At 68.1% G+C, this 23788-nt stretch carries 25 protein-coding genes; 9 read left to right on the top strand and 16 right to left on the bottom strand.

The window, feature by feature from the left end; translation table 11 throughout:
- The first annotated feature begins 23 nt into the window (after positions 1-23).
- On the top strand, positions 24-710 hold the full coding sequence (locus tag ACFE65_RS01995; RefSeq protein ID WP_375380657.1) for an MBL fold metallo-hydrolase: 687 nt from the start codon (positions 24-26) through the stop codon (positions 708-710).
- Here ACFE65_RS01995 and ACFE65_RS01990 read toward each other — a convergent pair whose 3' ends face one another.
- Positions 711-1148 carry an MAPEG family protein gene (locus ACFE65_RS01990; RefSeq protein WP_375380656.1) on the bottom strand — a complete coding sequence of 146 codons (438 nt, stop codon included), beginning with the start codon at positions 1146-1148 and terminating at the stop codon, positions 711-713.
- A 214-nt stretch (positions 1149-1362) separates the two neighbouring features.
- On the opposite strand from ACFE65_RS01990, the gene rpmF reads away from it, so the two are divergent.
- The 5 genes from rpmF (at position 1363) to ACFE65_RS01965 (ending at position 4444) form a co-directional block, all read left to right on the top strand.
- Positions 1363-1542 (top strand): 50S ribosomal protein L32, encoded by a 180-nt coding sequence (rpmF, locus tag ACFE65_RS01985; RefSeq protein ID WP_375380655.1) that lies wholly within the window; start codon positions 1363-1365, stop codon positions 1540-1542.
- Between the two features lie 77 nt (positions 1543-1619).
- Positions 1620-2687 carry a phosphate acyltransferase PlsX gene (gene plsX / locus ACFE65_RS01980; protein ID WP_375380654.1) on the top strand — a complete coding sequence of 356 codons (1068 nt, stop codon included), beginning with the start codon at positions 1620-1622 and terminating at the stop codon, positions 2685-2687.
- Positions 2688-2697: 10 nt separating this feature from the next.
- Entirely contained in the window at positions 2698-3660 is a 963-nt protein-coding gene (locus ACFE65_RS01975; RefSeq protein ID WP_375380653.1) for a beta-ketoacyl-ACP synthase III, read from the top strand.
- 101 nt (positions 3661-3761) lie between these two features.
- Positions 3762-4058, top strand: coding sequence for an integration host factor subunit alpha (locus ACFE65_RS01970; protein ID WP_375380652.1), 297 nt, complete (start codon positions 3762-3764; stop codon positions 4056-4058).
- Positions 4059-4132: 74 nt separating this feature from the next.
- Complete coding sequence (locus ACFE65_RS01965) at positions 4133-4444, top strand: MerR family transcriptional regulator (protein WP_375380651.1); 312 nt, start codon at positions 4133-4135, stop codon at positions 4442-4444.
- 150 nt (positions 4445-4594) lie between these two features.
- Here ACFE65_RS01965 and ACFE65_RS01960 read toward each other — a convergent pair whose 3' ends face one another.
- The 4 genes from ACFE65_RS01960 to ACFE65_RS01945 all read right to left on the bottom strand — a co-directional run bounded on the left by ACFE65_RS01960 (position 4595) and on the right by ACFE65_RS01945 (position 8366).
- Entirely contained in the window at positions 4595-6124 is a 1530-nt protein-coding gene (locus ACFE65_RS01960; protein WP_375380650.1) for a peptide chain release factor 3, read from the bottom strand.
- Positions 6125-6262: 138 nt separating this feature from the next.
- On the bottom strand, positions 6263-6616 hold the full coding sequence (gene rsfS / locus ACFE65_RS01955) for a ribosome silencing factor (RefSeq protein ID WP_375380765.1): 354 nt from the start codon (positions 6614-6616) through the stop codon (positions 6263-6265).
- Between the two features lie 80 nt (positions 6617-6696).
- The gene (locus ACFE65_RS01950) at positions 6697-7341 is read right to left on the bottom strand and encodes a nicotinate-nucleotide adenylyltransferase (RefSeq protein ID WP_375380649.1); all 645 of its coding nucleotides are present in this window, start codon (positions 7339-7341) and stop codon (positions 6697-6699) included.
- Positions 7338-8366: an aldo/keto reductase gene (locus ACFE65_RS01945; RefSeq protein ID WP_375380648.1), complete on the bottom strand. Its 1029-nt coding sequence runs from the start codon at positions 8364-8366 to the stop codon at positions 7338-7340. The genes ACFE65_RS01950 and ACFE65_RS01945 overlap by 4 nt, the downstream gene beginning before the upstream one ends.
- A gap of 212 nt (positions 8367-8578) precedes the next feature.
- Here ACFE65_RS01945 and ACFE65_RS01940 point away from each other — a divergent pair, with 212 nt between their 5' ends.
- Complete coding sequence (locus ACFE65_RS01940) at positions 8579-8929, top strand: DUF6481 family protein (protein WP_375380647.1); 351 nt, start codon at positions 8579-8581, stop codon at positions 8927-8929.
- Between the two features lie 42 nt (positions 8930-8971).
- Here ACFE65_RS01940 and ACFE65_RS01935 read toward each other — a convergent pair whose 3' ends face one another.
- Complete coding sequence (locus ACFE65_RS01935; RefSeq protein WP_375380646.1) at positions 8972-10258, bottom strand: glutamate-5-semialdehyde dehydrogenase; 1287 nt, start codon at positions 10256-10258, stop codon at positions 8972-8974.
- A 74-nt stretch (positions 10259-10332) separates the two neighbouring features.
- Here ACFE65_RS01935 and ACFE65_RS01930 point away from each other — a divergent pair, with 74 nt between their 5' ends.
- Positions 10333-11406 (top strand): DUF3667 domain-containing protein, encoded by a 1074-nt coding sequence (locus ACFE65_RS01930; protein WP_375380645.1) that lies wholly within the window; start codon positions 10333-10335, stop codon positions 11404-11406.
- A gap of 41 nt (positions 11407-11447) precedes the next feature.
- Here ACFE65_RS01930 and ftsH read toward each other — a convergent pair whose 3' ends face one another.
- From ftsH to ptsP, 5 genes are all read right to left on the bottom strand, one after another.
- Positions 11448-13445 carry an ATP-dependent zinc metalloprotease FtsH gene (gene ftsH, locus ACFE65_RS01925; RefSeq protein ID WP_375380644.1) on the bottom strand — a complete coding sequence of 666 codons (1998 nt, stop codon included), beginning with the start codon at positions 13443-13445 and terminating at the stop codon, positions 11448-11450.
- Positions 13446-13547: 102 nt separating this feature from the next.
- Positions 13548-14549, bottom strand: coding sequence for a tRNA lysidine(34) synthetase TilS (gene tilS, locus ACFE65_RS01920; RefSeq protein WP_375380643.1), 1002 nt, complete (start codon positions 14547-14549; stop codon positions 13548-13550).
- A 100-nt stretch (positions 14550-14649) separates the two neighbouring features.
- Positions 14650-15609, bottom strand: a complete 960-nt coding sequence (locus ACFE65_RS01915; RefSeq protein WP_375380642.1) for a YbgF trimerization domain-containing protein — start codon at positions 15607-15609, stop codon at positions 14650-14652.
- A gap of 77 nt (positions 15610-15686) precedes the next feature.
- Entirely contained in the window at positions 15687-16688 is a 1002-nt protein-coding gene (locus ACFE65_RS01910; RefSeq protein WP_375380641.1) for a helix-turn-helix domain-containing protein, read from the bottom strand.
- Between the two features lie 67 nt (positions 16689-16755).
- A complete protein-coding gene (gene ptsP, locus ACFE65_RS01905; protein ID WP_375380640.1) occupies positions 16756-19026 on the bottom strand; it encodes a phosphoenolpyruvate--protein phosphotransferase in 2271 nt (756 codons plus the stop codon).
- A 142-nt stretch (positions 19027-19168) separates the two neighbouring features.
- On the opposite strand from ptsP, the gene ACFE65_RS01900 reads away from it, so the two are divergent.
- Positions 19169-19528, top strand: coding sequence for a VOC family protein (locus ACFE65_RS01900; protein WP_375380639.1), 360 nt, complete (start codon positions 19169-19171; stop codon positions 19526-19528).
- Between the two features lie 494 nt (positions 19529-20022).
- Here the strand turns inward: ACFE65_RS01900 and ACFE65_RS01895 are convergent, their stop codons facing one another.
- The 5 genes from ACFE65_RS01895 to ruvA all read right to left on the bottom strand — a co-directional run bounded on the left by ACFE65_RS01895 (position 20023) and on the right by ruvA (position 23311).
- Positions 20023-21183, bottom strand: coding sequence for a hypothetical protein (locus tag ACFE65_RS01895; protein WP_375380638.1), 1161 nt, complete (start codon positions 21181-21183; stop codon positions 20023-20025).
- A gap of 71 nt (positions 21184-21254) precedes the next feature.
- On the bottom strand, positions 21255-22274 hold the full coding sequence (gene ruvB, locus ACFE65_RS01890) for a Holliday junction branch migration DNA helicase RuvB (protein ID WP_375380637.1): 1020 nt from the start codon (positions 22272-22274) through the stop codon (positions 21255-21257).
- Between the two features lies 1 nt (position 22275).
- The gene (locus ACFE65_RS01885; protein WP_375380636.1) at positions 22276-22497 is read right to left on the bottom strand and encodes a type II toxin-antitoxin system HicA family toxin; all 222 of its coding nucleotides are present in this window, start codon (positions 22495-22497) and stop codon (positions 22276-22278) included.
- Positions 22490-22693, bottom strand: coding sequence for a type II toxin-antitoxin system HicB family antitoxin (locus ACFE65_RS01880; RefSeq protein WP_375380635.1), 204 nt, complete (start codon positions 22691-22693; stop codon positions 22490-22492). Before ACFE65_RS01880 ends, ACFE65_RS01885 begins: the two co-directional genes overlap by 8 nt.
- Positions 22694-22714: 21 nt before the next feature.
- Positions 22715-23311 carry a Holliday junction branch migration protein RuvA gene (ruvA, locus tag ACFE65_RS01875; protein ID WP_375380634.1) on the bottom strand — a complete coding sequence of 199 codons (597 nt, stop codon included), beginning with the start codon at positions 23309-23311 and terminating at the stop codon, positions 22715-22717.
- Between the last annotated feature and the right edge of the window lie 477 nt (positions 23312-23788).

The following is a 23788-nucleotide window of genomic DNA, read 5'->3' as shown; positions in this document are numbered from 1 at the left end:
CCGGGCGCGGTCATGCGGCGACGATGAGCAACTCGCCCACATCCCCGCTCCGCGCGGTCATCGTGCCCGTCACGCCGCTCCAGCAGAATTGCACCCTGCTCTGGTGCACGGCCACCATGCGCGCCGCGTTCGTCGACCCGGGCGGCGACCTGCCGCGGCTGAAGGCGGCGGCGGCGCAGCACGGCGTCACCGTCGAGAAGATCATCCTGACACACGGCCATATCGATCACGCGGGCGAGGCCAAGCCGCTGGCGGACGAGCTAGGCGTGCCGATCGAGGGACCGCACCGCGAGGACGCATGGCTGTTGCAGTCGCTCGCCGAGGCCGGGCGGCAGTACGGCGTGACCGGCGTCTCGTTCGACGCGCCCGACCGCTGGCTGGTGGAGGGCGACACGGTGAGCGTCGGCGACCTGACGCTCGACGTCTACGAGACGCCCGGTCACACGCCGGGCCATGTCGTGTTCCACCACCGGCCGTCGCGTGTCGCACTCGTGGGCGACGTGCTGTTCCAGGGCTCGGTCGGCCGCACCGACTTCCCGCGGAGCGACCCCGACGCGCTGATCCGGTCGGTGGTGGAGAAGCTATGGCCGATGGGCGACGACACCGCCTTCATTCCCGGCCATGGCCCTGCCGGCAGCTTCGCCGCCGAACGCCGCACCAACCCGTTCGTGTCGGACGCGGCACTGACGCGCCAAGTCGGTCGGAGATAGTCAGGCGGTGGGAGCGGCCTCGATCACCGTCTCGTGACCGGCGGACGGCATTTGGCGGGCGATACCGATGCCCCACACCGCCAGCGCCGCCAGCACCACCCATGTCACCCCGATGCCGCCGGCGCGCAGCGCATTGGGCGCAGGGCGAACCATGCCGAACCCATGCGCCAGCCGTGCGACCACGAACAGCGTCGCCAGTACCCACAACGTCACGCTTGGCCCGCGCGCGAGCTCCACCAGCACCACCAGGATCACCGCGAACGGCGCATATTCCGCGTTGTTCGCATGCGCGCGCTGGCGGGCCAGCAGCAGCTGGTCCCCCTCGTCGCCGATCATCACCTTCGCCGCCATGCGTCGCTGCGACACGCGGAAGGCGAGCCACAGATGGATGAGCGTCAGCGCCGACGCGGTCACCAGCGAGATGGGCAGCAGGATCATCGGTCGGCTTCCTTCGGCGGGGAGCCGCTCCGTGCCACTCCGGCATCCGGCTTGCAACATCGCGGCAAATCGCTATAGGCGCCGGACTTCGCGATGTGTCCGGCCCGGTCGGCGGCTAGCGTGATCGCCTCCGGTTTCGGGCGGTCGGCTCGGCGCTCCGGGACCTATCGATTCAGTTTTCCAAGACTTTTGTTCCAAGGACCAAGGTGCCGACATGGCCGTTCCCAAGAGAAAGACCTCGCCGTCCCGCCGGGGCATGCGCCGTGCGCACGATGCGCTCTCGATCGACTCGTTCCAGGAGTGCCCAAACTGCGGCGAGCTCAAGCGACCGCACAACCTGTGCGGTCATTGCGGTCACTATAACGGCCGAGAGATCATCGCGGTCGAGGGCTGAGACGGCCCCGTGCCCCGACGGGCGCGGCAGGCCATGGTGACGCGGTCATGAAGTCGATACCTGCTTCCGCCGCGGCGATGCGCGAGACCCCTATCGATGCGCCGGTGATCGCGGTCGATGCGATGGGTGGCGACGAGGGGCTGGCGGTGATGCTGGCCGGTGTCGCGCGCGCGCGACGCTCGCATCCCGGCACCCGCTTCCTGCTGGTCGGCGACGAGCCGGCGATCCTGGCCGGACTGAAGAAGCATCCCAACCTGTCGCAGGCGTCCGAGGTGGTCCATGCCCCGGGCGTCGTCGAGTCGTCGGAAAAGCCGACCCAGGCGATCCGCCGCGCCAAGACGACGTCGATGGGCATTGCCATCGACCTGGTGAAACAGGGTCACGCCGCGGCCGCCGTGTCCGCGGGCAACACCGGCGCGCTGATGGCGATGGCGAAGATCGCTTTGCGCATGCTGCCGGGCATCGACCGCCCCGCGCTCGCCGCGCTGTTGCCGACGCTGGGCGACAACGACGTCGTGATGCTGGACCTGGGCGCGAACACCGAGTGCGACGCGCGCAACCTCGTCCAGTTCGCCGTGATGGGCGCCGCCTATGCGCGCACCGCGCTCGACCTCGCGCGGCCGCGCGTCGCACTCCTCAACATCGGCACCGAGGATCAGAAGGGCACGGACGAGATCCGCGAGGCGGCGGCGACGCTCAAGGACGCGGCGGCCGACCGGTTGCCGATCGACTTCATCGGCTTCGTCGAGGGTGATCGGCTGGCGAGCGGCGAGGTCGACGTGATCGTGTGCGACGGCTTCTCGGGCAACATCGCGCTCAAGACCGCCGAGGGCACCGCGCGTTTCGTCGCGGACCTGCTCAAGCGCGCGTTCCGCAGCTCGGCCCGGTCCAAGCTCGGCTTCCTGATCTCGCGCCCGGCGACCCAGTTGCTGCGCGATCATCTCGATCCCAACAACCACAATGGCGCGATCTTCCTGGGGCTGGGCGGCATCGTCGTGAAGAGCCACGGCAGCGCCAACGAACTGGGCGTCGCGACCGCGATCGGCGCCGCCGCCAAGATGGTGCGCGACGACCTGACGCGCCGCATCGCCGCCGATCTGGCGGGCGTCGCAGTCGCGGCCGTGCCCGTCCGAGGCGCAGCATGAGGATTTGGGCGTGACACGCTCGGCGATCGTCGGCACCGGATCGGCGCTGCCGGCGCGGCGCGTGTCCAACGCGGAACTCGCGGAACGGGTCGACACCACCGACGACTGGATCGTCGAGCGCACCGGCATCCGCTTCCGCTACATCGCCGGCCCCGACGAGACGACCGCGACGCTGGGCGCGGACGCCGCGTCCGCCGCCATCGCCGCCGCCGGACTGGCCGCGCAGGACATCGACCTGATCGTGCTGGCGACGGCGACGCCCGACCAGACCTTCCCCGCCAGCGCAACCAAGATCCAGGCGATGCTGGGCATCCACGACTGCGTCGCGTTCGACGTCGCCGCGGTATGCTCTGGGTTCCTGTACGCGTTGCAGGTCGCCGACAGCATGATCCGCGTCGGCGCGCATCGCCGCGCGCTGGTGATCGGTGCCGAGACGTTCAGCCGCATCCTCGACTGGGACGACCGCGCGACCTGCGTCCTGTTCGGCGACGGTGCCGGCGCGGTCGTGCTGCAGGCGGTGGCGGACGACGCGCCCAACGGCATCCTCGCGACTCGCCTCCATGCCGACGGCCGCCACAACGGCCTGCTCTACGTCGACGGAGGTCCCTCCACCACCGGCACGGTCGGCAAGCTGCGCATGAAGGGGCGGGAGGTGTTCCGCTATGCGGTGACGAACCTCGCCGCGGTCATGACCGAAACGCTGGCAGTGGCCGGGATCACCTCAGCCGACGTCGACTGGCTGGTGCCGCATCAGGCGAACGCCCGCATCCTGGAGGCGACGGCCAAGAAGCTCGGGCTCGATCCCGCGCGCGTGGTCATGACGGTCGACCAGCATGCCAACACCTCCGCCGCATCCGTGCCGCTGGCACTGGACACCGCCGTACGCGACGGTCGCATCAGGCCAGGCCAGATCGTGGTGCTGGAGGCGATGGGCGGCGGCTTCACCTGGGGCGCCGCGGTCGTCCGATTCTGATCGACTGCCGCAAAGCGGGACGGTAGCTATGATCCTTGGGCTTTCGGCTGCGCGCCGGATTTGATACGAATTAACTTTCGTGTCCGGGGGGAACGTCACCGATGAGTTCCGATACACTGACGAGGGCCGACCTCGCCGAAGCGCTGCATCGCCAGATCGGCCTGTCTCGCGCCGAGTCGTCGCGCCTTGTCGAACAGGTTCTGACGCATATGTGCGAAGCCATGACGCAGGGCGAGAACGTCAAGATTTCGGGCTTCGGCACGTTCGTGTTGCGCGATAAGGGCGAGCGGATCGGCCGCAACCCCAAGACCGGCGTCGAAGTGCCGATCGCGCCGCGCCGGGTGCTAACCTTCCGCGCTAGCCAGACGATGCGCGAGCGCATCACGGGGTCGGACTGACCGTCATCCCGACAGATCCGCCGGCGCCCGGTGCGCCGGCCAAGGCCGACGGCGCATTCCGCACGATCGGCGAAGTGTCGCGCGACACCGGCGTACCCCCGCACGTGCTGCGCTATTGGGAGACACGTTTCCTCCAGTTGCGCCCCGTCGTCCGCGCCGGGCAGCGACGCTATTACCGGCCCGAGGACGTAGCGCTGGTGCGCCGGATAGATGCGCTGCTGAACGGGCGCGGCTACACGATCCGGGGTGTACAGAAATTGCTGGAGGATGGCGACGACGCGCCTGCGCCGGCTGCCTCCATCCCGACGATATCGGTCAATCCGATCATGCTCGACAGCGTCCGCCGCATTCGCGACGCGCTGGCCGCCGCGCTTTCCGACGACTGACTAGAGCGATCTTCGATCAACATGAACCATCGCCCTGAGCCCTTCGGCGATGCTCAGGACAGGCTTGTCGAAGGGTGTGTTCCGGGGGCAGGTGCTTCGACAGGCTCAGCACGAACGGGTCTATTTGGGTCAGCCTGATCGCAGACCCCTCTAGCGCTCGCGCTCGCGTGTCGCGGCGAAGCGCACCTTGGGATAGCGATCGGCGACATAGCCGATTTCCCATGCAGTCTTGGCGAGGAACACCGGATTGCCGTCGCGATCCTTTGCCATCGCCGAACGGTTGACCTCGGCGAACGCTTTCAGGTCCGCCACCTCGCCGCTCACCCAGCGCGCGGTGTCGAACGGCGCGGGCTCCAGCGCGGCCGCGACCTTGTATTCGGCATCCAGCCGCGACAGCAGCACGTCGAGCTGGAGTTGCCCGACGACGCCGATGATCCAGTTTGAGCCGATCTCCGGGTAGAACACCTGCGTCACCCCCTCCTCGGCCATGTCGTCCAGCGCCTTGCGCAACTGCTTGGTCCTGGTCGGGTCCTTCAGCACCACGCGGCGCAGGATCTCGGGCGCGAAGTTCGGCAGGCCGGTGAAGCGCACGTCGGCGCGCTCCGACAGCGTGTCGCCGACGCGCAGCGTGCCGTGATTGGGGATGCCGATGATGTCGCCGGGGAATGCCTCGTCCGCGATCTCGCGGTCCTGCGCGAAGAACAGGATCGGCGAGTGCACCGCGATCGGCTTGCCGCTGCCTGACGGCGTCAGCTTCATGCCGCGCCTGAACGTGCCGGAACATAGCCGCATGAACGCGATCCGGTCGCGGTGCTGCGGGTCCATGTTGGCCTGGACCTTGAACACGAAGCCCGTCACCTCGTCGCCGTCGGGCGCGACGGGGGCAGGCTCGGCAGGCTGCGGGCGGGGCCCGGGCGCGAACTCGGCCAGCGCGGCGATCAGCTCGGCGACGCCGAAATCCTTGAGCGCGGAGCCGAAGAACACCGGCGTCAGGTCACCCGCGCGATACGCGTCCGCGTCGAAGCTCGCATAACCGCCCTTTGCCAGCTCTACCTCGTCCACGACCGTATCGGGCAGCACCGGCGCATCCTCGCTGCGACCCTGGTAGGTGCGGCTATCGCCGTCCGGCCGGTGGACGCGATCGGCGGCGATCTCGTACACGCCGCGGAAATCGCCGCCCATGCCGACCGGCCAGCTCATCGGGCAGACGTCGAGCTGCAGGATGTCGGCGATCTCGTCGAGTAGCTCGAATGGGTCACGCCCTTCACGGTCCACCTTGTTGACGAAGGTGATGATCGGCACCGACCGCAATCGGCACACTTCGAACAGTTTGCGCGTCTGCGCCTCGATGCCGCGCGCCGCGTCGATTACCATCACCGCCGAGTCGACCGCCGTCAGCGTACGGTAGGTGTCCTCCGAGAAATCCTCATGGCCCGGCGTGTCGAGCAGGTTGAAGGTGATGCCCCTGGTTTCGAAGGTCATCACCGACGAGGTGACCGAAATGCCGCGCTGCTGCTCGATCTTCATCCAGTCCGACCGTGCACGCCGCGCCTGGCCGCGCGCCTTCACCGCCCCCGCCAGATGGATCGCGCCGCCGACCTGGAGCAATTTCTCGGTCAGCGTCGTCTTGCCGGCGTCGGGGTGCGAGATGATCGCGAAGGTACGGCGGGGGGATGTCATGGGAAGCGACTCGGAAAGACGGGTTCGGCACATGCCCATGATCGTCACCCCCGCGAGGGCGGGGGCCCACCTCGGGCGCTGCGTCCACTCGTCAGGGGTACGAGATGGGTCCCCGCCTTCGCGGGGATGACGGTGGGCTCACGCGTTGCCCGGCGCGGCCTCCTCGGCCGTCGGGACTGGCGCTTCGCCGAACGACCACATCTTCTCGAGGTTGTAGAACGACCGCACCTCCGGCCGGAACAGGTGGACGATCACGTCGCCCGCGTCGATCAGCACCCAGTCGGCGGTGGGCAAGCCCTCGATCCGTGTCGGTCGGCCGGTCTCGGCCTTCACGCGCTCGGCGAGCTTGGACGCCATCGACGCGACCTGCCGGGTCGAGCGGCCGCTGGCGATCACCATGTAATCGGCGATCGACGATTTGCCCGCGAGCGGGATCGACACCGTCTCCACCGCCTGGTCGTCGTCCAGGCTGGCGAGGATCAGGCTGTGCAGCGCCTCGACGGCCGCTGCGCCCTCGGGCGAGGTGGAACTGGCGGTGCGATGGGCGGTGGGGGTTGTGGGCAAGGGAACTCCTAAGGTGCCGGATGGCGGACGGATGCGGACTGGGAAGGTCGGACGGGATCGGCCCAGTCGCCATGGGCGGCGCGGATCGCCGTGGCGGAGGTCGGGTCGGGGCGAAAGCGCAGCACCACGAGGGCCGGCAGACTCCACTGCGTCCAGTCTTTCGCCTGGCGTGCGGGCCGCTGGTGGCGCCGCAGCCAGCCCGAGGCGGGCGTCGTCCGGGCGAGTTGGTCATACCCCGGCCGGGCGATCACCGCAATGGGAACGGTGCGCGCGATCCCGCGCCAGTCGCGCCAGCGGTGGAACTGCGCCAGATTGTCCGCGCCCATCAGCCAGACGAAGCGGATACGCGGATGCCGGCGCACAAGCGCGCGCAGCGTGTCGACCGTGTAGCGCGTACCGAGCCGCGCCTCCACGTCGCTCGCGCGGATCGGCGCCCGGCGCGCCTGGCGCCGCGCGGAGGCGAGCCGCGCGGACAGCGGCGCCATGTCGGCCCGCCCGTCCTTCAACGGATTGCCCGGCGACACCAGCCACCACGCCTCGTCCAGCGCCAGCGCGCGGATCGCGGCCAGCGTGATCGCGCGGTGGCCGCCATGCGCGGGGTTGAACGAGCCCCCCAGCAGACCCACGCGCCGACCGGGCCTGCCGCCGCTCACGCCTGGGTGAGGGCCTGGTTCGGACCGACGCGGCGACCGGCACCTTGGACCTGCTGCATCCAGCCGGGGTACTCGGGCGGAAGCGCGCTTGCCGCATCCAGTGCCGTCACGTCATCCGCCGACAACGTGACGTCCGCCGCAGCCAGATTGTCGGTCAACTGATCCAGCCGCTTGGCGCCCATGATGACGCTCGTCACCGCGGGCCGGGCGAGCAGCCAGGCGAGCGCCACCTGCGGCAGCGAGATGCCGTGCGCCGCCGCGATCGGCCGCATCGCGTCGAGCACCGCCCTGCCCCGCGCCTCGTTCACCGGCGGAAAGGCGCGCGTCGCACGACGGCCCTCGGCATCGCCCTTGCCGCTGAGGAAGCCGCCGGCGAGCGGGCTCCACACCAGTAGGCCCATCTGCGAATCGGCCAGCATCGGCACGATCTCGCGCTCCAAGTCGCGGCCAGCGAGCGAGTAATAGGACTGGATCGTCTCGAACCGCGCGAGGTTCAGCCGCTCCGACAGGCCCAGCGCCTTCTCCACCTGCCACGCCGCCCAGTTGGACACGCCGACGTAGCGGACATGGCCGTGGCTCACGAGGATGTCGAGCGCACGCAACGTCTCTTCGATCGGCGTTGCGGGATCGAAGCCGTGGACCTGATACAGATCGATATAATCGGTGCCGAGCCGCTTCAGGCTCGCCTTGCACTGCTCGATGATGTGCGCGCGCGACAGGCCGCGATCATTAGCCCCTTCGCCCATCTGGCCCATCACCTTGGTCGCGAGGACGACCGAGTGACGATCGAGGCCGACGTTCTTGATCGCCTGGCCGGTGATCGTCTCCGACAGGCCCTGCGAATAGACGTTGGCGGTATCGAAGAAGGTGACGCCCGCGTCGGCGGCGGCCTTCACCAGCGGGTCGGCCGCGTCCTGCCCCAGGCCACCCATATATTCGAAGAACCCCGCACCGCCGAACGTCATGGTGCCAAGACAGAGCTCCGACACGAACAGGCCGGTGCGGCCGAGACGATTGTAGCGCATGGGGAACCTCGGGGGGACGGAGTCGATACTAAGAGGTGGGGGCCGCGGCCCCGCCGGGCAAGCGGCGCATCGTGCCGGCGGTCCGGGTTTGACTTGGCGGCACGTCGACACCAGCTTGAACGGATCGCGACGACGCCATATGCGGCGACGGCCTCGGAACAGATCGCATCTTCCCGGATCGACCTTCTCCTATCAACCTTCAAGGACACTCGGTGGCTTCCTTCAAAGACCCTTCGTTCCAGGATCGCATGTCGTCGGCCGGCCAGGCCAAGCAGCGGGCGCTCGACCAGCTCAAGGCCAAGCCTCCGGTCGATGAGGCGCTGATGGCGGAGCGGCGTCAGGCGCGTGAGCTGCGCGATCAGGCGCTCGCAGAGGAGCGGGCCGCCAAGGCTGCGGTGCTCGCGGCGGCGAAGGCCGAGAAGGCCGCGATCAAGGCGGCCGCGATCGCCGAAGAGGAAGCGGCGGCGGCGCTTAAGGCCGCGCGGCTGAAGCCCGCCACGGCAGCGGAGATGAAGGCGGCGCGCGATGCCCGCTATGCCGCGCGCAAGATCCGCGCGAAGTAAGCTCGGCGGCGGCACGCGTCGACGGCATCGGGGCCGGCGTCCTCACCCCCTCACCTGTCCTGTGCCCAGCCCCACCCATTTGTAGGTCGTGAGCCCCTCCAGCGCGACCGGGCCGCGCGCGTGGAGGCGGCCGGTGGCGATGCCGATCTCCGCGCCGAGACCGAACTCGCCGCCGTCCGCGAACTGCGTGGAGGCGTTCCACAGCACGATCGCCGAATCGACTTCCGCCAGGAAGCGCCGCGCGACGGCCTCGTCCGCGGCCACGATCGCGTCGGTGTGGTGTGAACCATGCGCCGCGATATGCGCCAGTGCGCGATCGACGCCCGCGACGATCGCGACGGAGGCGATCGCGCCCAGATATTCGGTGTCCCAATCCGCGTCGGACGCGGGCGTCGCGACGTCAGGCGCAACCCCCAGCGCCTCCGCGTCTGCGCGCACCGCGCAGCCGGCCGACGCGAGCGCGCGGATCAGGCCTGCAGGATCGGGATAGGCGCGGTCGATCAGCAGCGTCTCCATCGCGCCGCAGATCCCGGTGCGGCGCATCTTGGCGTCGAGCACGATCGCTCGCGCCATCGTCGGGTCGGCCGAGCCATCGACATAGACGTGGTTGATCCCGTCGAGATGCGCGAGTACGGGCACCCGCGCCTCCGCCTGCACCCGCGCGACCAGCCCCTTGCCACCGCGCGGCACCACCAGATCGAGGACGCCCTCGGCTCCCAGCATCGCCCCCACCGCATCGCGGTCCTGCGTCGGCACGAGCTGCACCGCGTCCACCGGCAGGCCCGCTGAGGCGAGCCCGCGTGCGAAGGCGGCGTGGAGCGCGCGGTTGCTGTCCACCGCCTCCGTGCCGCCGCGCAGGATCGCCGCATTGCCGCTCATCACGCACAGCGCGGCGGCGTCGGCGGTGACGTTGGGGCGGCTTTCGTATACGATGCCGATCACGCCGATCGGCACGCGGACGCGGCTGAGGACCAGGCCGTTGGGACGGCGCGTCTCGTCGATCGTCTGCCCGACAGGATCGGCGAGGCCGCCCACCGCCGCCACCGCGTCGGCGATCCCGGCCAATCGCGCCGCGTCCAGCCGCAGCCGATCGAGCATCGCGCCCGACAGGCCAGCGGCCTCTGCCCGCGCGAGGTCGCGCGTGTTGGCGGCGAGGATCGCCTCGGCGTCATCCCGGATCGCCGCGCCGGCCGCGGCGAGCGCGGCGGCCTTGGCGGGCGTCGGCGTACGCGCGAGCAAGCCTGCCGCGACCCGCGCCCGCGCGCCCATGGCGACGATCAACGCAGGCGCGTCGAGGACGGTGGGGTCGGGTGTCACGGCGGCATCCATGCGCGAAAGGCTACCACGCTCGCCTACCCTGGCGGAAGCTGTTAGCCTTTGGCTATCGCGAGCAAGGGGGACGCATGGCGGGAGAGATCGGGGCTGCCGGCGATATCGCGACCGGGCTCGTCTGGGCGCACGCGGCGGATGACGCAGAGGCGGTGGGCGGCCATGGCGACGCGGGGGCGAAGTGCCTCAATTGCGGCACGGTGCTGACCGGCGCCTATTGCCACGCGTGCGGCCAGTCCGCGCATGTCCACAAGACGCTCGCATCGATCGGGCATGACCTGGCGCACGGCGCGTTCCATTTCGAGGGCCGCATCTTTCGGGCGCTACCGATGCTGGTGCGCGATCCCGGCGGGCTGACGCGGCGCTACATCGCGGGCGAGCGGCAGCGGTTCGTGGCGCCGCTACCGCTGTTCCTGTTCGCCGTGTTCCTGATGTTCGCCGTCATCCATGCGCTCGGCGGTGGGGAGCTCGACGAGACGATGCTCGCCGCGCCGCATGCGCGCCCACCAGACCAGATTGCCCGGATCGATGCGGAGATGGCCCGCCAGCGTGCGATGATCGCCCAAGCGGAAGCGCGTCCGGCCGGTGACGAGGACCGGAGCAAGAGCATAGCGGCCGAGCGCGCGGCGCTGACCACGCTGATCGCGGCGCGGCGCGTGATGAGTCGGGACGAGACGACCTCGCTGCTCGCCGACATTCCGGATAACGTGACCGGCTGGCCGCGCATCGATCGCGGGATCGCACGTGCCCGCGACAATCCCGGCCTCGCGTTCTACGAGTTTCAGACGAGCGCGTATAAATACAGTTGGGCACTGATCCCGCTCTCAACGCCGTTCGTGGCGCTGCTGTTCCTGTGGCGGCGGCGGTTCACGCTGTACGATCACGCGATCTTCGTGACCTATTCGCTCGACTTCATGCTGCTGCTCGCGACGCTGTTGACACTGGAGATCGCGGCGGGGCTGCCGAGCGGGGTGGCGGGCGTGCTGATCTTGGTCGTGCCGCCGATCCACCTGCTGCTTCAGCTACGCGGCGCCTATCGGCTGCGATGGTTCTCCGCAGCGTGGCGAACGGTCGCGTTGCTGGTGTTCGCCTGGGTAGCGCTGACCGCTTTCGTGCTGCTGCTGCTCGCGCTAGGCCTCATGGGCTGACGCGGAAGGGGGCGACGCCGTCCGGCATCGCCCCCGATCCGTCACGCGCCGGCGGGTGCCGGGTTGCCGAACGGCCCGCTCGGGCGGCGGGTCTTCGGGATCGACGTACCCGCCGTCGGCAATGGCGTCGACTTGGGACCGACGTCGCGGCGGCCGATGTCCTCACCAGCGATCAGCTTCTTTATCTCCTCGCCCGACAGCGTCTCATATTCGAGCAATGCGTCAGCGAGCAGATGGAGCTGGTCGACATGGTCAGTCAGCAACTGCTTGGCCCGGCCGAGCCCGCCCTCGACGATGGACTTGATCTCGTCATCGATCAACTGCGCCGTCGCGTTCGACATGCGGACCGGCTGGCTGGACGAATAGCCCAGGAACGACTCGCCTTCCGGTTGCGCATATTCGACCGGCCCGACCTTCTCCGACATGCCCCATTTGGTGACCATGTCGCGCGCGAGGCCGGTGGCGTATTGGATGTCCGACGAGGCACCCGACGACACCTTGTCGTAGCCGAAGATCACTTCCTCTGCGACACGCCCACCCATCGCGACCGCGAGGTTCGCGTACATCTTGTCGCGATGGTAGCTGTACGAGTCGCGCTCAGGCAGTCGCATCACCATGCCCAACGCGCGGCCACGCGGGATGATCGTCGCCTTGTGGATCGGGTCGGACGCACCCTCGTGGATCGAGACGATCGCATGGCCCGCCTCGTGATAGGCGGTCATCCGCTTCTCGTCCTCGGTCATCACCATGCTGCGACGCTCGGCGCCCATCATGACCTTGTCCTTGGCCTCCTCGAACTCGGCCATCGCGACCAGCCGCTTGCCCTTGCGCGCGCCGTTCAACGCCGCCTCGTTGACCAGATTGGCAAGGTCCGCGCCCGAGAAGCCCGGCGTGCCGCGCGCGATGACGCGGGCATCGACGTCGGGCGCCAGCGGCACCTTCTTCATATGGACTTCGAGGATCTTGATCCGGCCCTCGATATCCGGGCGCGGCACGACGACCTGGCGATCGAAGCGGCCGGGACGCAGCAGCGCAGGGTCGAGGACGTCGGGGCGATTAGTCGCCGCGACGATGATGATGCCCTCATTGGCCTCGAACCCGTCCATCTCAACGAGCAACTGATTGAGCGTCTGCTCGCGCTCGTCGTTGCCGTTGCCCAGCCCTGCGCCGCGATGACGGCCTACCGCATCGATCTCGTCGATGAACACAATGCACGGCGCGGACTTCTTGGCCTGCTCGAACATGTCGCGCACACGGCTGGCACCAACGCCGACGAACATCTCGACGAAGTCGGAGCCCGATATGGTGAAGAACGGCACGCCCGCTTCACCCGCGATCGCGCGCGCCAGCAACGTCTTGCCCGTGCCGGGGCTGCCGACCAGCAACGCGCCCTTGGGGATCTTGCCGCCGAGCCGGGCGAACTTGGTCGGGTCCTTGAGGAAGTCGACGATCTCGGTCAGCTCCGACCGCGCCTCGTCGATGCCGGCAACATCGTCGAAGGTGATCTTGCCTTCCTTCTGCGTCAGCATCTTGGCACGGCTCTTGCCGAACCCCATCGCGCCCGAGCCCGACGACTTCTGCATCTGCTTCACGACGAAGAAGCCCAAGCCGAGGAAGAGCAGGAACGGCAGCGAGTTGTACAGCAGCATGATCCAGATCGACGTGCCCTCCTCGGGCTTCGCGGCGATTTCGACATGCTTGTCGCGCAGCTTGGGAACCAGCGTCACGTCCTGGATCGGATAGACGCGGAACGTCTCGCCCGACGACAACGTGCCGGTGATGACGTCGCGGCTAATCGCGACCTTCTTCACCGTTCCCTCGTCCACCTTGTCGAGGAAGGTGGAATAGGCGATCGTGTTGCCCGCCTGCTGCGAAGCCCCGCCATTGAACAGCGCGACGAACAACGCGAGCGCCAACAGGATGCCGACCCAGATCACCAGGCTCTTCATCCAGGGATTGCCGCCCGGGCCACCCCCATTGCCGCCCCCGGTGTTCCCGCCGCCATCGGAGCCGCCGGACTGCTTCTTGTCGTCGCTCATGCACGTACCTTTCGAGCGTTCAAGATAGGCCGATGCCGGTTAATGGCAATGGAACAAAGGTGACCCGAAACGACGATCGGACAGCACGATCTAAGGAGTGGATCACGACGTACGGCGTACCGGTGCCACCTGGAAGGTCCAGGCGATCAGCGACAGGTCATTGGCGCGGTACATGCTGTGGCCGCAACGAACATGGCCCAGCGTACACGGTCCCAGCGACTCCAGTTTATCGATGAGATAATCGATCTCGCGGCCCCGCGGAGCGATGGTCGGATCGACGTGGCGAAGGCAGATCTCCACCAGACGGCGCCGCAGCTCGGCCGGACCGTTGGTGAAGCGCAGGATCGCCTGGCCATCGCCGAACTGGCAGCTCTCGTGTCGTTCGCGTTCGACGATCCATTGGATCGCCTCCTCCGCATCGCCCAACGCCGCCGCGCTCCGTGCCGCCGCGACGGGATCGAGCCACTCAGTGCGGGCGAGCAGCTTCCGGAGGCGTGCGCGGTCGAACCGATCGTCGGAGTTGGACGGGTCGTCCACCGGCACGATGCCCTCGCCCGCCACCAGCGCGGCCAGTTCCTGATGACGCCACCCCAGCAACGGCCGCACGACCGTGGAAGACAAGGACCCGCCATGATCCCAGCGTCTGATCCCGGCCAGGCCACCGATACCCGCGCCTCGGTTCAGGCGCATGACCATCGTCTCCAACTGGTCATCGGCATGATGGGCGGTGGCGATCCATTCCGCGCCGGAGCTGGCGGCGTGCTCCCGCAACAGGCTGTACCGAAGCGCGCGCGCGCGCGCGGAGACGTTGGCGGTCCGGCCCACCCGTCCGGGAAGCGGACCCGACAGCGTCGAGTGCGCGATCCCCCGTGCTGCGCACAGCGATGCCACCCCCGCCGCCTCGGCGGTCGAGGTCTCGCGCAGCCCGTGATCGACGGTCGCGGCGACGCAATTGTCGCCGAGATAGGCCCGCATCAGCAAAAGGAGCGCCACGCTGTCGGCCCCTCCCGATACGGCCACCAGGGTACGCTGATGGCGACGACTACGGGTTAGCACCGACCAGTCGCGGGCGAAACGGTCTAGGAGTTCAGGCCCGATCGGCATTCGACCGCCGGATGGAGCGACGCATCAAGACGCGTTTGGCATTACAAGCATCGGCGATCAGTCGAGCCGCCCCAACCGACCGTTGCACGCGGACCATCGATCACGAACATTTGGCCGTGACCCGTCCCTTTGCCACATCCGCCTTCATCGCCGGCGTGATCTTCGCGCCATAGACGTCGGTCAGTTCGCCATACACCTTGCACGCATCGGCTGGCTTGTTGAGCTTCATCAATGTGGTGGCAAGGTAATAAAGGCTGTCGGGCGCGCGCTCGCCGTCCGGGAACTTCTTGTAGCTTTCGTAGAAGGCGGTGGCGGCGCTATTCGCCTTGCCGTCGTCGAGATACGATCGGCCGAGCAGGTTCTGCGCATAGCTGGCGCGCTTGGACTTGGGATAGTCGGCGACGACCTGCTTCAGTTGCGTCTCCGCTTCCGGGTACAATTTCGCCTGCCAGAGCCGATAGCCGTACAGATAGGCGTCTTCATCCGGCACGCCGGTATCGGGCTTCTCCACCGCCGCCGCGCGCGTGGAACGGGCGGGATCGCCGCCGGCGGCGGGGCCGGCGCCAGAACGGGACCCGGTCGCGGCGGGCGGCGGCGTGTCGTCGTCCCCCGGAGGCGGCCGGTCGGCGGCGCCGGTCGGCGCGGAAGGGCCGTATCCAGGTCCGGGCCCGGGCCCGGCGCCCTGGGCCGTTCCCGCCAACCGAGCATCGGTTGCGCGGCGATAGGCGTTGAACTGATCCTCGAGCTGGCGGATGCGATATTGGTTCTGCTCGATCTGCCCGGTCAGGCTCTGCAGCTGCCCCTCCAGCGAGGACACGCGCTGCGTCAGGTCGGCGACCGGGCTGGACGCTGGGGTTCCGGGCGCGCGATCGGGCGCCGTCCGGTCGGGCGCGATGTCGGGCTGAACATATTGGCCGGCGCCGCCCGGGAACACCTTGCGCTGCACCGCGCGCATCTCGCTTTCCAGCCGGCCGACCCGCGCATCGATCTCCTGCGCCATGGCAGGCGTGGCCGGCAGCACCGCGACGGACAACAGAACGGCGGCGGCATAACGACGCATGGGACCTCTTTCGGGCTGACGGACGCGCGCCTTATGCCGCAGCCACACGCCCGTCGCCAGCCTTCCGGCCTGCTCGATCATGGATGCGGCGTCTCGGACGAGGTCGACGGAGCGGCGGCCGGCGTCGGGACGGGCGGAGCCTCGCCCTTCTCGGCGGCGCGGGCCGAGCTGCGGTTCGCGCGCTGCGTCTCGTCGCCTGCGCTGTGGCGTGTACCGTGGTGCGATGTAGCGCGGGTCCCGGCTGCTGTCGGCGCCGCGGTGGGCTGAGGCGTGGGCGTTGGGACCGGCGTCGCGACCCCACTGCCGCCGGCCCTCGCGGCGATCGATGCGGCGTCCACGGGCACGTCCTTGATCGGCCGCTCGCCGGTGCCGAGTGCCGCGACCGGCTTGCCGTCGAGCGTCACCGCCAGCTTGTCCGCACGGCCGACGTTGATCTTGGGATGGTCCGCGCCCGGCGGCACGTCGAACGTGTCGCCCGGCTTCATGGTGCCAAGGAACAGCGTCTTGTTAGCGGCGTCGTAGACGCGCAGCCAGATCGTGTCGTTGGCGGTCAGCGTCACCCGGCGCGGCGGCGCGGACGCGGGCGCCGGCGGCGCGGCGACCGGCGCGGCCGTGGTGGGCGCCACGGCCGGCGCGGGCGAAGTCTCGCCGCCCCGGCCGCGCAACCAGCCGGTGCCGAACCACAAGGCCGCCAGCACGATGATCGCAAGCGCAATCCCCGCCGTCACCATCGCCAGCCCGCGCGAGGGCAGGCGCGCCGGATCGGCGGTGACATAGGGCGCGTATTCGGGCTGGCGCCGTCCGAGCTTCGCCGCCTCCGCCCGAACGTCGCGCGCGATCGCCACCTCGTCGACGCCGACCGCGCGGGCATAGGCGCGCGAGAAGCCGGTCGCATATGCGGGCGCCGGCAGGCTCTCGTAGTCGCCCGCCTCGATCGACTCGAGGTGGCGCAGCGGCACGCGCGTGCGCTCGGCGATCGAGGTCAGCGACAATCCCTGTGCCTCGCGCGCCGCCCGCAACCGCTCGCCCGCCGGCAAGGGGGATGACGACAGCTCTTCGACGCGGTCGGTGTCGCTCATCTTGTTCCCTCCAGCCCGACGATGTCCCAGAGGGGCACCAGCGTGTCAACGGGCGCCTTGCGCTGGATCAAGCCAGTTCGACCCCGTTCGCCGCCGCCCAGTCTGCCAGCGCGCCGCGCATGTCACGCGGCGGATCGGCGAGCAGATCCGTCATGCGGGCCGCCAGCGCGCCCGCATCGAGCGACCGCGCCATCGCCTTGATCGGGCCGACCGCGGCGGGCGTGATCGACAGGCGCCGGATGCCCAGCCCGATCAGCGCCATCGCCTCCAGCGGTCGCCCGCCCATCTCGCCGCACACCGCCAGCGGCACGCCGGCCGCATCGCACGGGCCCACCAGCCGCACGAGGAACCGCAGGATCGACGCGCTCAGCCAGTCGTAGCGTTCCGCGAGCTTCGGGTTCGCGCGATCGGCGGCGAACAGGAACTGCGTCAGGTCGTTGGTGCCGACCGACAGGAAGTCGACGCGCCGCAACAGCACGTCGAGCTGCTCGGCGAGTGCGGGCACCTCCAGCATCGCGCCATAGCGCACGTCGTCGGGCGTGCGCCGGCCACGCCCGGCCAGCCACGTCCGCTGCGCCTCGAACAGCGCGCGCGCCTCGTCGAACTCCCAGGGCTCGCTCACCATCGGGAACATGACGTTCAGCGTCCGCCCCGCGCCCGCCTCCAGCAGCGCGCGCGCCTGCGCCTTCATCAACCCGTCGCGCTCCAGCGCCAGCCGCAGCGCGCGCCAGCCCATCGCGGGGTTCTCCTCCGTGCCGCCGCCGGGCGTCAGATACGGCAGCGCCTTGTCACCGCCGATGTCGACGGTGCGGAACACCACCGGCCGGTCGCGCGCGCCGTCGAGCACGTCCTGGTACAGGCGCTGCTGCCGTTCGCGCTGCGGCAGCGTCGCGGAGACGAGGAACTGGAACTCGGTTCGGAACAGCCCGATCCCGTCCGCGCCCGTCGCGTCGAGCGCCGCCACGTCGTCGCGCAGCCCGGCGTTGATCATCACCGTGATCCGCTGGCCGTCCCGCGTCACCGGCGCGACATGGCGCAGCGCGTCGAACACCGCGCGGCGCTGCTGGCGGAGCATCTGCCGGCCCTCGAACGCCTCCTCCATCGGCGCCGACGGCCGCGCCGTCACCGTGCCCTCGCCCACGTCGAGCAGCAGCCGGTCGCCCTCCGCCACCAGCCGGCGCACGTCGCGCACCCGGCCGAGCACCGGCACGCCCATCGCCCGCGCGACGATGGTGACGTGCGCGGTCAGCGACCCCTCCTCCAGCACCACGCCCTTCAGCCGGCGGCGGTCGTATTCCAGCAGCTCGGCGGGGCCCAGGTTGCGCGCGATCAGGATCGTGTCCTGGCGAAGGCCGAGCTGCGCCGCCGTGCCCATCTGCCCCGACACGATGCGGAGCAGCCGGTTGGCCAGATCCTCCAGGTCGTGCATGCGGTCGGCGAGCAGCGGATCGTCGATCTGGCGCATCCGCTGGCGGGTGCGCTGCTGCACACGCTCGATCGCCGCCTCCGCGGTCAGCCCGCTGTCGATCGCCTCGTTGATCCGCCGCGCCCAGCCCTCGTCATAGGCGAACATCCGGTAGGTCGCGAGCACCTCCTCATGCTCGCCGCCGACCCCGAACTCCGCCTGCGCCGCGATGCGATCGATCTGCTCGCGCATCTTGGCGAAGGCGGCATAGACGCGGCGGCGCTCCGCCTCCCCATCTTCGGCCACCACCTGTTCGACGGTGATGCGCGGCTGGTGGAACACCGCATGGCCAGCGCCCATGCCGTCCACCAGCTTCAGCCCCGCGACGCGCACGCTGGCGGTGGGCTGCGGCCGCGCGGGGCCGGCGGCGGCGTCGACCAGGCCGGCGTTGGCGATCAGCTCGGCCAAGACCATCGCCACCGTCTGCAGCGCCTCGATCTCGACGTCGGCATAGCGGCGCGGCTCGGCATGTTGCACCGCCAGCACGCCCACCGAGCGCTCGCGCCGGATGATCGGCACGCCCGCGAACGAGTGGAACCGCTCCTCGCCCGTCTCGGGCCGATAGGCGAAATCGGGGTGGCTGGCGGCCTGGTCGAGGTTCAGCACCTCGCCCTGTTCGGCGATCGTGCCGACCAGGCCCTCGCCCAGCGCCAGCTTGGTGACGTGCACCGCCGCCTCGTCCAGGCCCTGCGTCGCGAACAGCTCCAGACACCCCTCGCGCAGCAGGTAGATCGAGCAGACCTCGCTATCGAGCGCCGCGCCGATGATGCCGACCACTGCGTTGAGTTTTCCCTGCGCCGAGGTGCGCGACGCCATCACGTCGTGCAGGCGGACCAATATCTCGCGGGCGGAGGCGGCGGCGGTCGCAGGCATGGCCGTCGCCTAGCAGGGGCGGGGCCTGGGTGCCACGCAACAAAAGATGGATGACGACGGTCGAAGCGTCGCTTGGCTTTGTGCGCCGACCTGTTACGCTTACGCAATCATTTGCGACGGCGAGACCTGCAAGGGGGAAGATATGGGCGTGACCGGCATCGGCGGCATCTTCTTCCGCGCGGACGATCCCAAGGGGTTGCGGGCGTGGTACTTCGCCCACCTCGGCGTCGGCGGGCAGGGCTATAAGCCGTGGGAGCAGGCGGCTGGGCCGACGCTGTTCATGCCGTCCGCCGCCGGCACCGACATGTGGCCGGCGGGCAAGCAGTGGATGCTGAACTACCGCGTGACGGACCTCGACGCGCTGCTGGCGGGCCTGGCGCAGGCGGGGATCGCGGTGACGACGGACCCCGCCTGGGACACGCCCGAGACGGGCCGCTTCGCGCGGCTGTCCGATCCGGAAGGCAATTTGATCGAGCTGTGGGAGCCGCCGGTGGAGGATTGAGGCGTTACGGGGCGCGCTAATCGCGACCCGACCCAAAAGTAGGTAACAGTAGGTAACACCAAACGCACCGCCGCGGCGAAGGCATCGAAGCACTCGCTGGCTGATTAAGGTCTTGGGCCATGTGAAAGAACGAAACCGATGGTCGCATGCGCTTTCCAACATCGCAAGCGGCGGCAGTCGGAAGGCGGATGGTCGCGATTGGTGAACCGGACCGTTCGCCTCTGGCAGCGTCACGCAGATAGCCGACCTTACGCGGCGCTGCTGCCTTTCCCCAAAAAGGATGGTTGATCGAGAAAGCCGCTGGACTGTCGAAACTCACCTCCGTACTCAAAGAGAGAATGTTAACATTTTAAGTACTGCGAAGGGTGAGTGGACGCAGAGTCTCTATTACTTTTCGCTAATACTATATAATCGGCATCGTACCTCGCCATCTTTCGCAAAGTGGCGGATCATTTGATGATTTTAGCGACAAGCAGTAACGTGATTCTGTATTATCATGGATTTAATTCTTTGCTTTGTTTATCTGTAACGTCGTACAGTTTAAGTAGATCAATAATATGGGAGACTTGCACCGTGTATCTATCAAGTTCCTTTTTATCGATAAAAGCAGTCACCGTCTGATTCTTGTAGAAGAAGGTTACGGCACAAGCGAGATCTATCACCCCACAGTAAATAAACTTGATTGTTGAAACTTCGGGATGAACGGGCACGCCGAAGTGGGTACTTACGTCAAGATCGAGTCCGCTTACGATGCGATGCTTCCCTTGTGGAAGCTTGGCATATCCTGGCTCGTCATACGAATACATTCTAAATCCGTTCACGACACCGACTCCGCTAACTCGGCCGTGACCGACGTGCGCCAAGTCGGCAGCGCTGAGTCTCTGATGCTCGGGGTTGACCGACGCCGTATTTCCCAGGACATTTGAATCTATTTCAATTTCTAGCCGCCGGTCAGAGTCAGTCAGAGGAAGCTTACACTCTCCAAGAGGGGTATATCTCCAAGGTTTTAGCGTGTTCTTATCCGTTGAAAGGTCGATGGATGCTTGTGGGCCTCCCTTCAAGTTCGACTTATAGTGGAGGTATGCTGCAGGAAAAGCAAAGGTGACCGGTGGATCGGAGGTTACTCGAAAATACTTCTGCCTATCAGCAACCGTTCCGACATAGCGGTAGAGGCTGGTTTTTACCGGCGCCATGCTGCAGGTGCCATCTTGGAATGACTCTAACTTGACTGGCTCGGTCTTCGAGTTCAAATCCGAATTGTCGCACGCTGCCGTCGATAAACATACCGCGATGAGTGCTGTTGATACAAAGAGCGAAGCAACCTTCCGATCTGCTTCGCGGGCGCTAAGTGACGAGGTGTAGACTGTCTGACTAGCACCACTTCCGTCTCCTTTCTGAACGACGTTAGGTCGTGATCCTGACCCAGGTAAGCGATCTGGCAATCTCTCAAACGAGGCAATCGAGACGGCCGGAGGTTCTCGATTGGGAACCCATAGCGAGATATTCGTCGGGCCGATTGTGCCGACAGCCGGCGAGCGCGACTGCTTTCCCAAAATCTGTTCCCGATTGCTCTTTCCCGCAATTGCCGCTCGGAGATGGGAAAACGGCAAGGATCGCGCCTGGCGAATGGCTGCTTTCAGGCTCGCGCATGCCATCTGAGTGTCCGACAACGGGCGCCCGCCGCCGTATCAAGCGGAAAAGAGTTCGCCACGACCTCATCCGCCCGTCAATCGAACAGCCCGTCCTGGCTCCCCGCCGGAGGGTCCAGCCCCAGGTGCTTCCATCCGCCTGCATTCAGGAAACGCCCGCGGGCGGTGCGGGCGATCAGGCCGAGCTGGATGAGGTACGGCTCGATCACCTCCTCGATCGTGTCGCGCGGTTCGCTGAGGCCGGCGGCGAGCGTTTCCACCCCCACCGGTCCGCCGCGATAGATGTCGGCGATCATCGTCAGATACCGCCGGTCCATCGCGTCGAGGCCGAGCTGATCGACCTCCAGCCGGTTGAGCGCGCGGTCGGCGGCGGGCGCGTCCACCACCGGCGTGCCGGCTACGTTGGCGAAATCGCGCACCCGGCGCAGCAGCCGGCCCGCGATGCGCGGCGTGCCCCGCGCGCGCCGCGCGATCTCGCGCGCGCCGTCCGTCGACGTCGGCAGGTCGAGCAGCCGGGCAGCGCGCGCGACCACCTTTCCGAGCTCGTCCACCGTGTAGAACTGCAGCCGCACCGGGATGCCGAACCGGTCGCGCAGCGGCTGCGTCAGCAGGCCCTGCCGCGTCGTCGCGCCGATCAGCGTGAAGCGCGGCAGATCGATGCGGACGCTGCGCGCGGACGGACCCTCGCCGATCATTAGGTCGAGCGCGCGATCCTCCATCGCAGGGTACAGCACCTCCTCGACCGCGGGCTGGAGCCGATGGATTTCGTCGATGAACAGCACGTCGCCGTCCTCGAGATTGGTCAGCAGCGCCGCGAGGTCGCCCGATTTGGCGATCACGGGGCCGGAGGTGGCGCGGAACCCGACGCCCATCTCGCGCGCGACGATCTGCGCGAGCGTCGTCTTGCCGAGCCCGGGGGGGCCGAAGAACAGCACATGGTCGAGCGCGTCGCCGCGTTGTTTCGCAGCATCGATGAACACGCGGAGGTTCTCGCGCGCGGCGCGCTGGCCGACGAACTCGTCGAGATGCCGCGGACGCAGCGCGGCGTCGACATCGTCGGCGCGGCGGGCGGGGGAGAGGAGGCGGTCGTCGGTCATGTCAGTTGGCCAGCGCGTCAATCAGTTCGTCGACGGAGACGCCCGCCTGTTCGAGAATGGAAGCCAGCGTTCCCCGCCTCACCTCTCGGTGCATCGGAACGATGACGGTTGCAGCGTGGCGACGCAACTTCAGGTGACTGCCACGCTGGCTGATCTGTTCGAAACCCAGCCGGTCCAGTCCGCGCACGATATCGCGAGCGGGAAGGACCGGAAGTTTAGGCATGGACGTCGACGGTGATCGAGGTCACGATCGGAGGACGTCCGGACGGCAGCGGTTGATCTTCGAGGTAAAGCTCCACCGCTTCGCGGAGATTGGTCAGCGCCTCCTCGATGGTATCGCCTTGGGAAGCGATGCCCGTCTCCGGATTATAGGCGACGTACCCGTCGTCTTCCGGAGTCAGAACGGCGGTGACCTGCATGAAGCTTCTCCTCGCCCCACCCTACCGCGCCGCCTTCTTCAGCGCCAGCCGCACCAGCGCGTCGAGCGTGGCGCCCGCGCCCAGTTCATCCTCCGCCGATGCGACCGCGGCCGAGGCCTCGCCTGGGCGAAAGCCGAGGTTGAGGAGCGCGGACACCGCGTCCGCGCCCGCACCGACCGCGACCACCTGCGCCGCCGCGCCCGGGCCGAGCGCGACCCCGCCGACCTTGTCCTTCAGCTCGCGCACGATCCGCTCGGCGAGCTTGGGGCCGACGCCGTTGGCGCGCGCGACGGTCGCCTTGTCCTGCGCCATCACCGCGCGCGACAGCTCGGCGGGTTCCAGCGCCGACAGGATCGCCAGCGCGACGCGCGCGCCGACGCCCTGCACGCCCGTCAGCAGCCGGAACCAGTCGCGCTCGGCGGCATGCGCGAAGCCGACGAGGCGGATCGACTCCTCCGACACCAGCATCTCGGTGAACAGGGTCGCCGCCTCGCCCACCGGGCCGATCGCCGCCAGCGTGCGCGCCGACGCGCCGACCAGATAGCCGACGCCGCCCACGTCGATCACCGCATGGTCGACCCCGGTCGCCTCCAGCCTGCCCTTGAGATGCGCGATCATCGAGGGCGCGGTAGAGCAAGGCGGGCGGGCCGTCACCTGTGCCGCATCGCGAACGGCTCCCGGGCGTGCGGTGGCGGCGTTCGCTGGGTCGATGGAAGCCGATATGACAAGGGCGGAGCCGCGGCCCCGCCCTCCTCATAATCCGTCGATAGCCGGACCTACTTCTCGCGGACCAGCGTCGTCTCGGTCAGATGCTCGGCCAGGAACCACACTTGCGGCTCGTTGGTGCGGATCACGTTGCTGACCGACCGGCCGGATGAAATGTCCAAGCATTTCTTCCGCCGACACGGATTCCAGGAGAGCAAGATGGTCCCGATGCGGTGGCTAAAAGACACAGCGCTGGAAAAAGGCATAGATTTTTCCGGATAGCGCGAAAACTGGCTGACAACCTGCTCTGCAAGAAGGATTCGAAAAAATTTTACTTTTCCGTTGACGCTGCGAAAGCGAATCGATAAATCCCTCTCTCGTCAGGGCGTC

It is taken from the genome of uncultured Sphingomonas sp. (assembly GCF_964237335.1).
In the GTDB taxonomy this organism is placed as follows: domain Bacteria; phylum Pseudomonadota; class Alphaproteobacteria; order Sphingomonadales; family Sphingomonadaceae; genus Sphingomonas.
The sequence above is the reverse complement of the archived record's forward strand: the minus strand, read 5'-3'. Positions and strand labels throughout refer to the sequence as shown.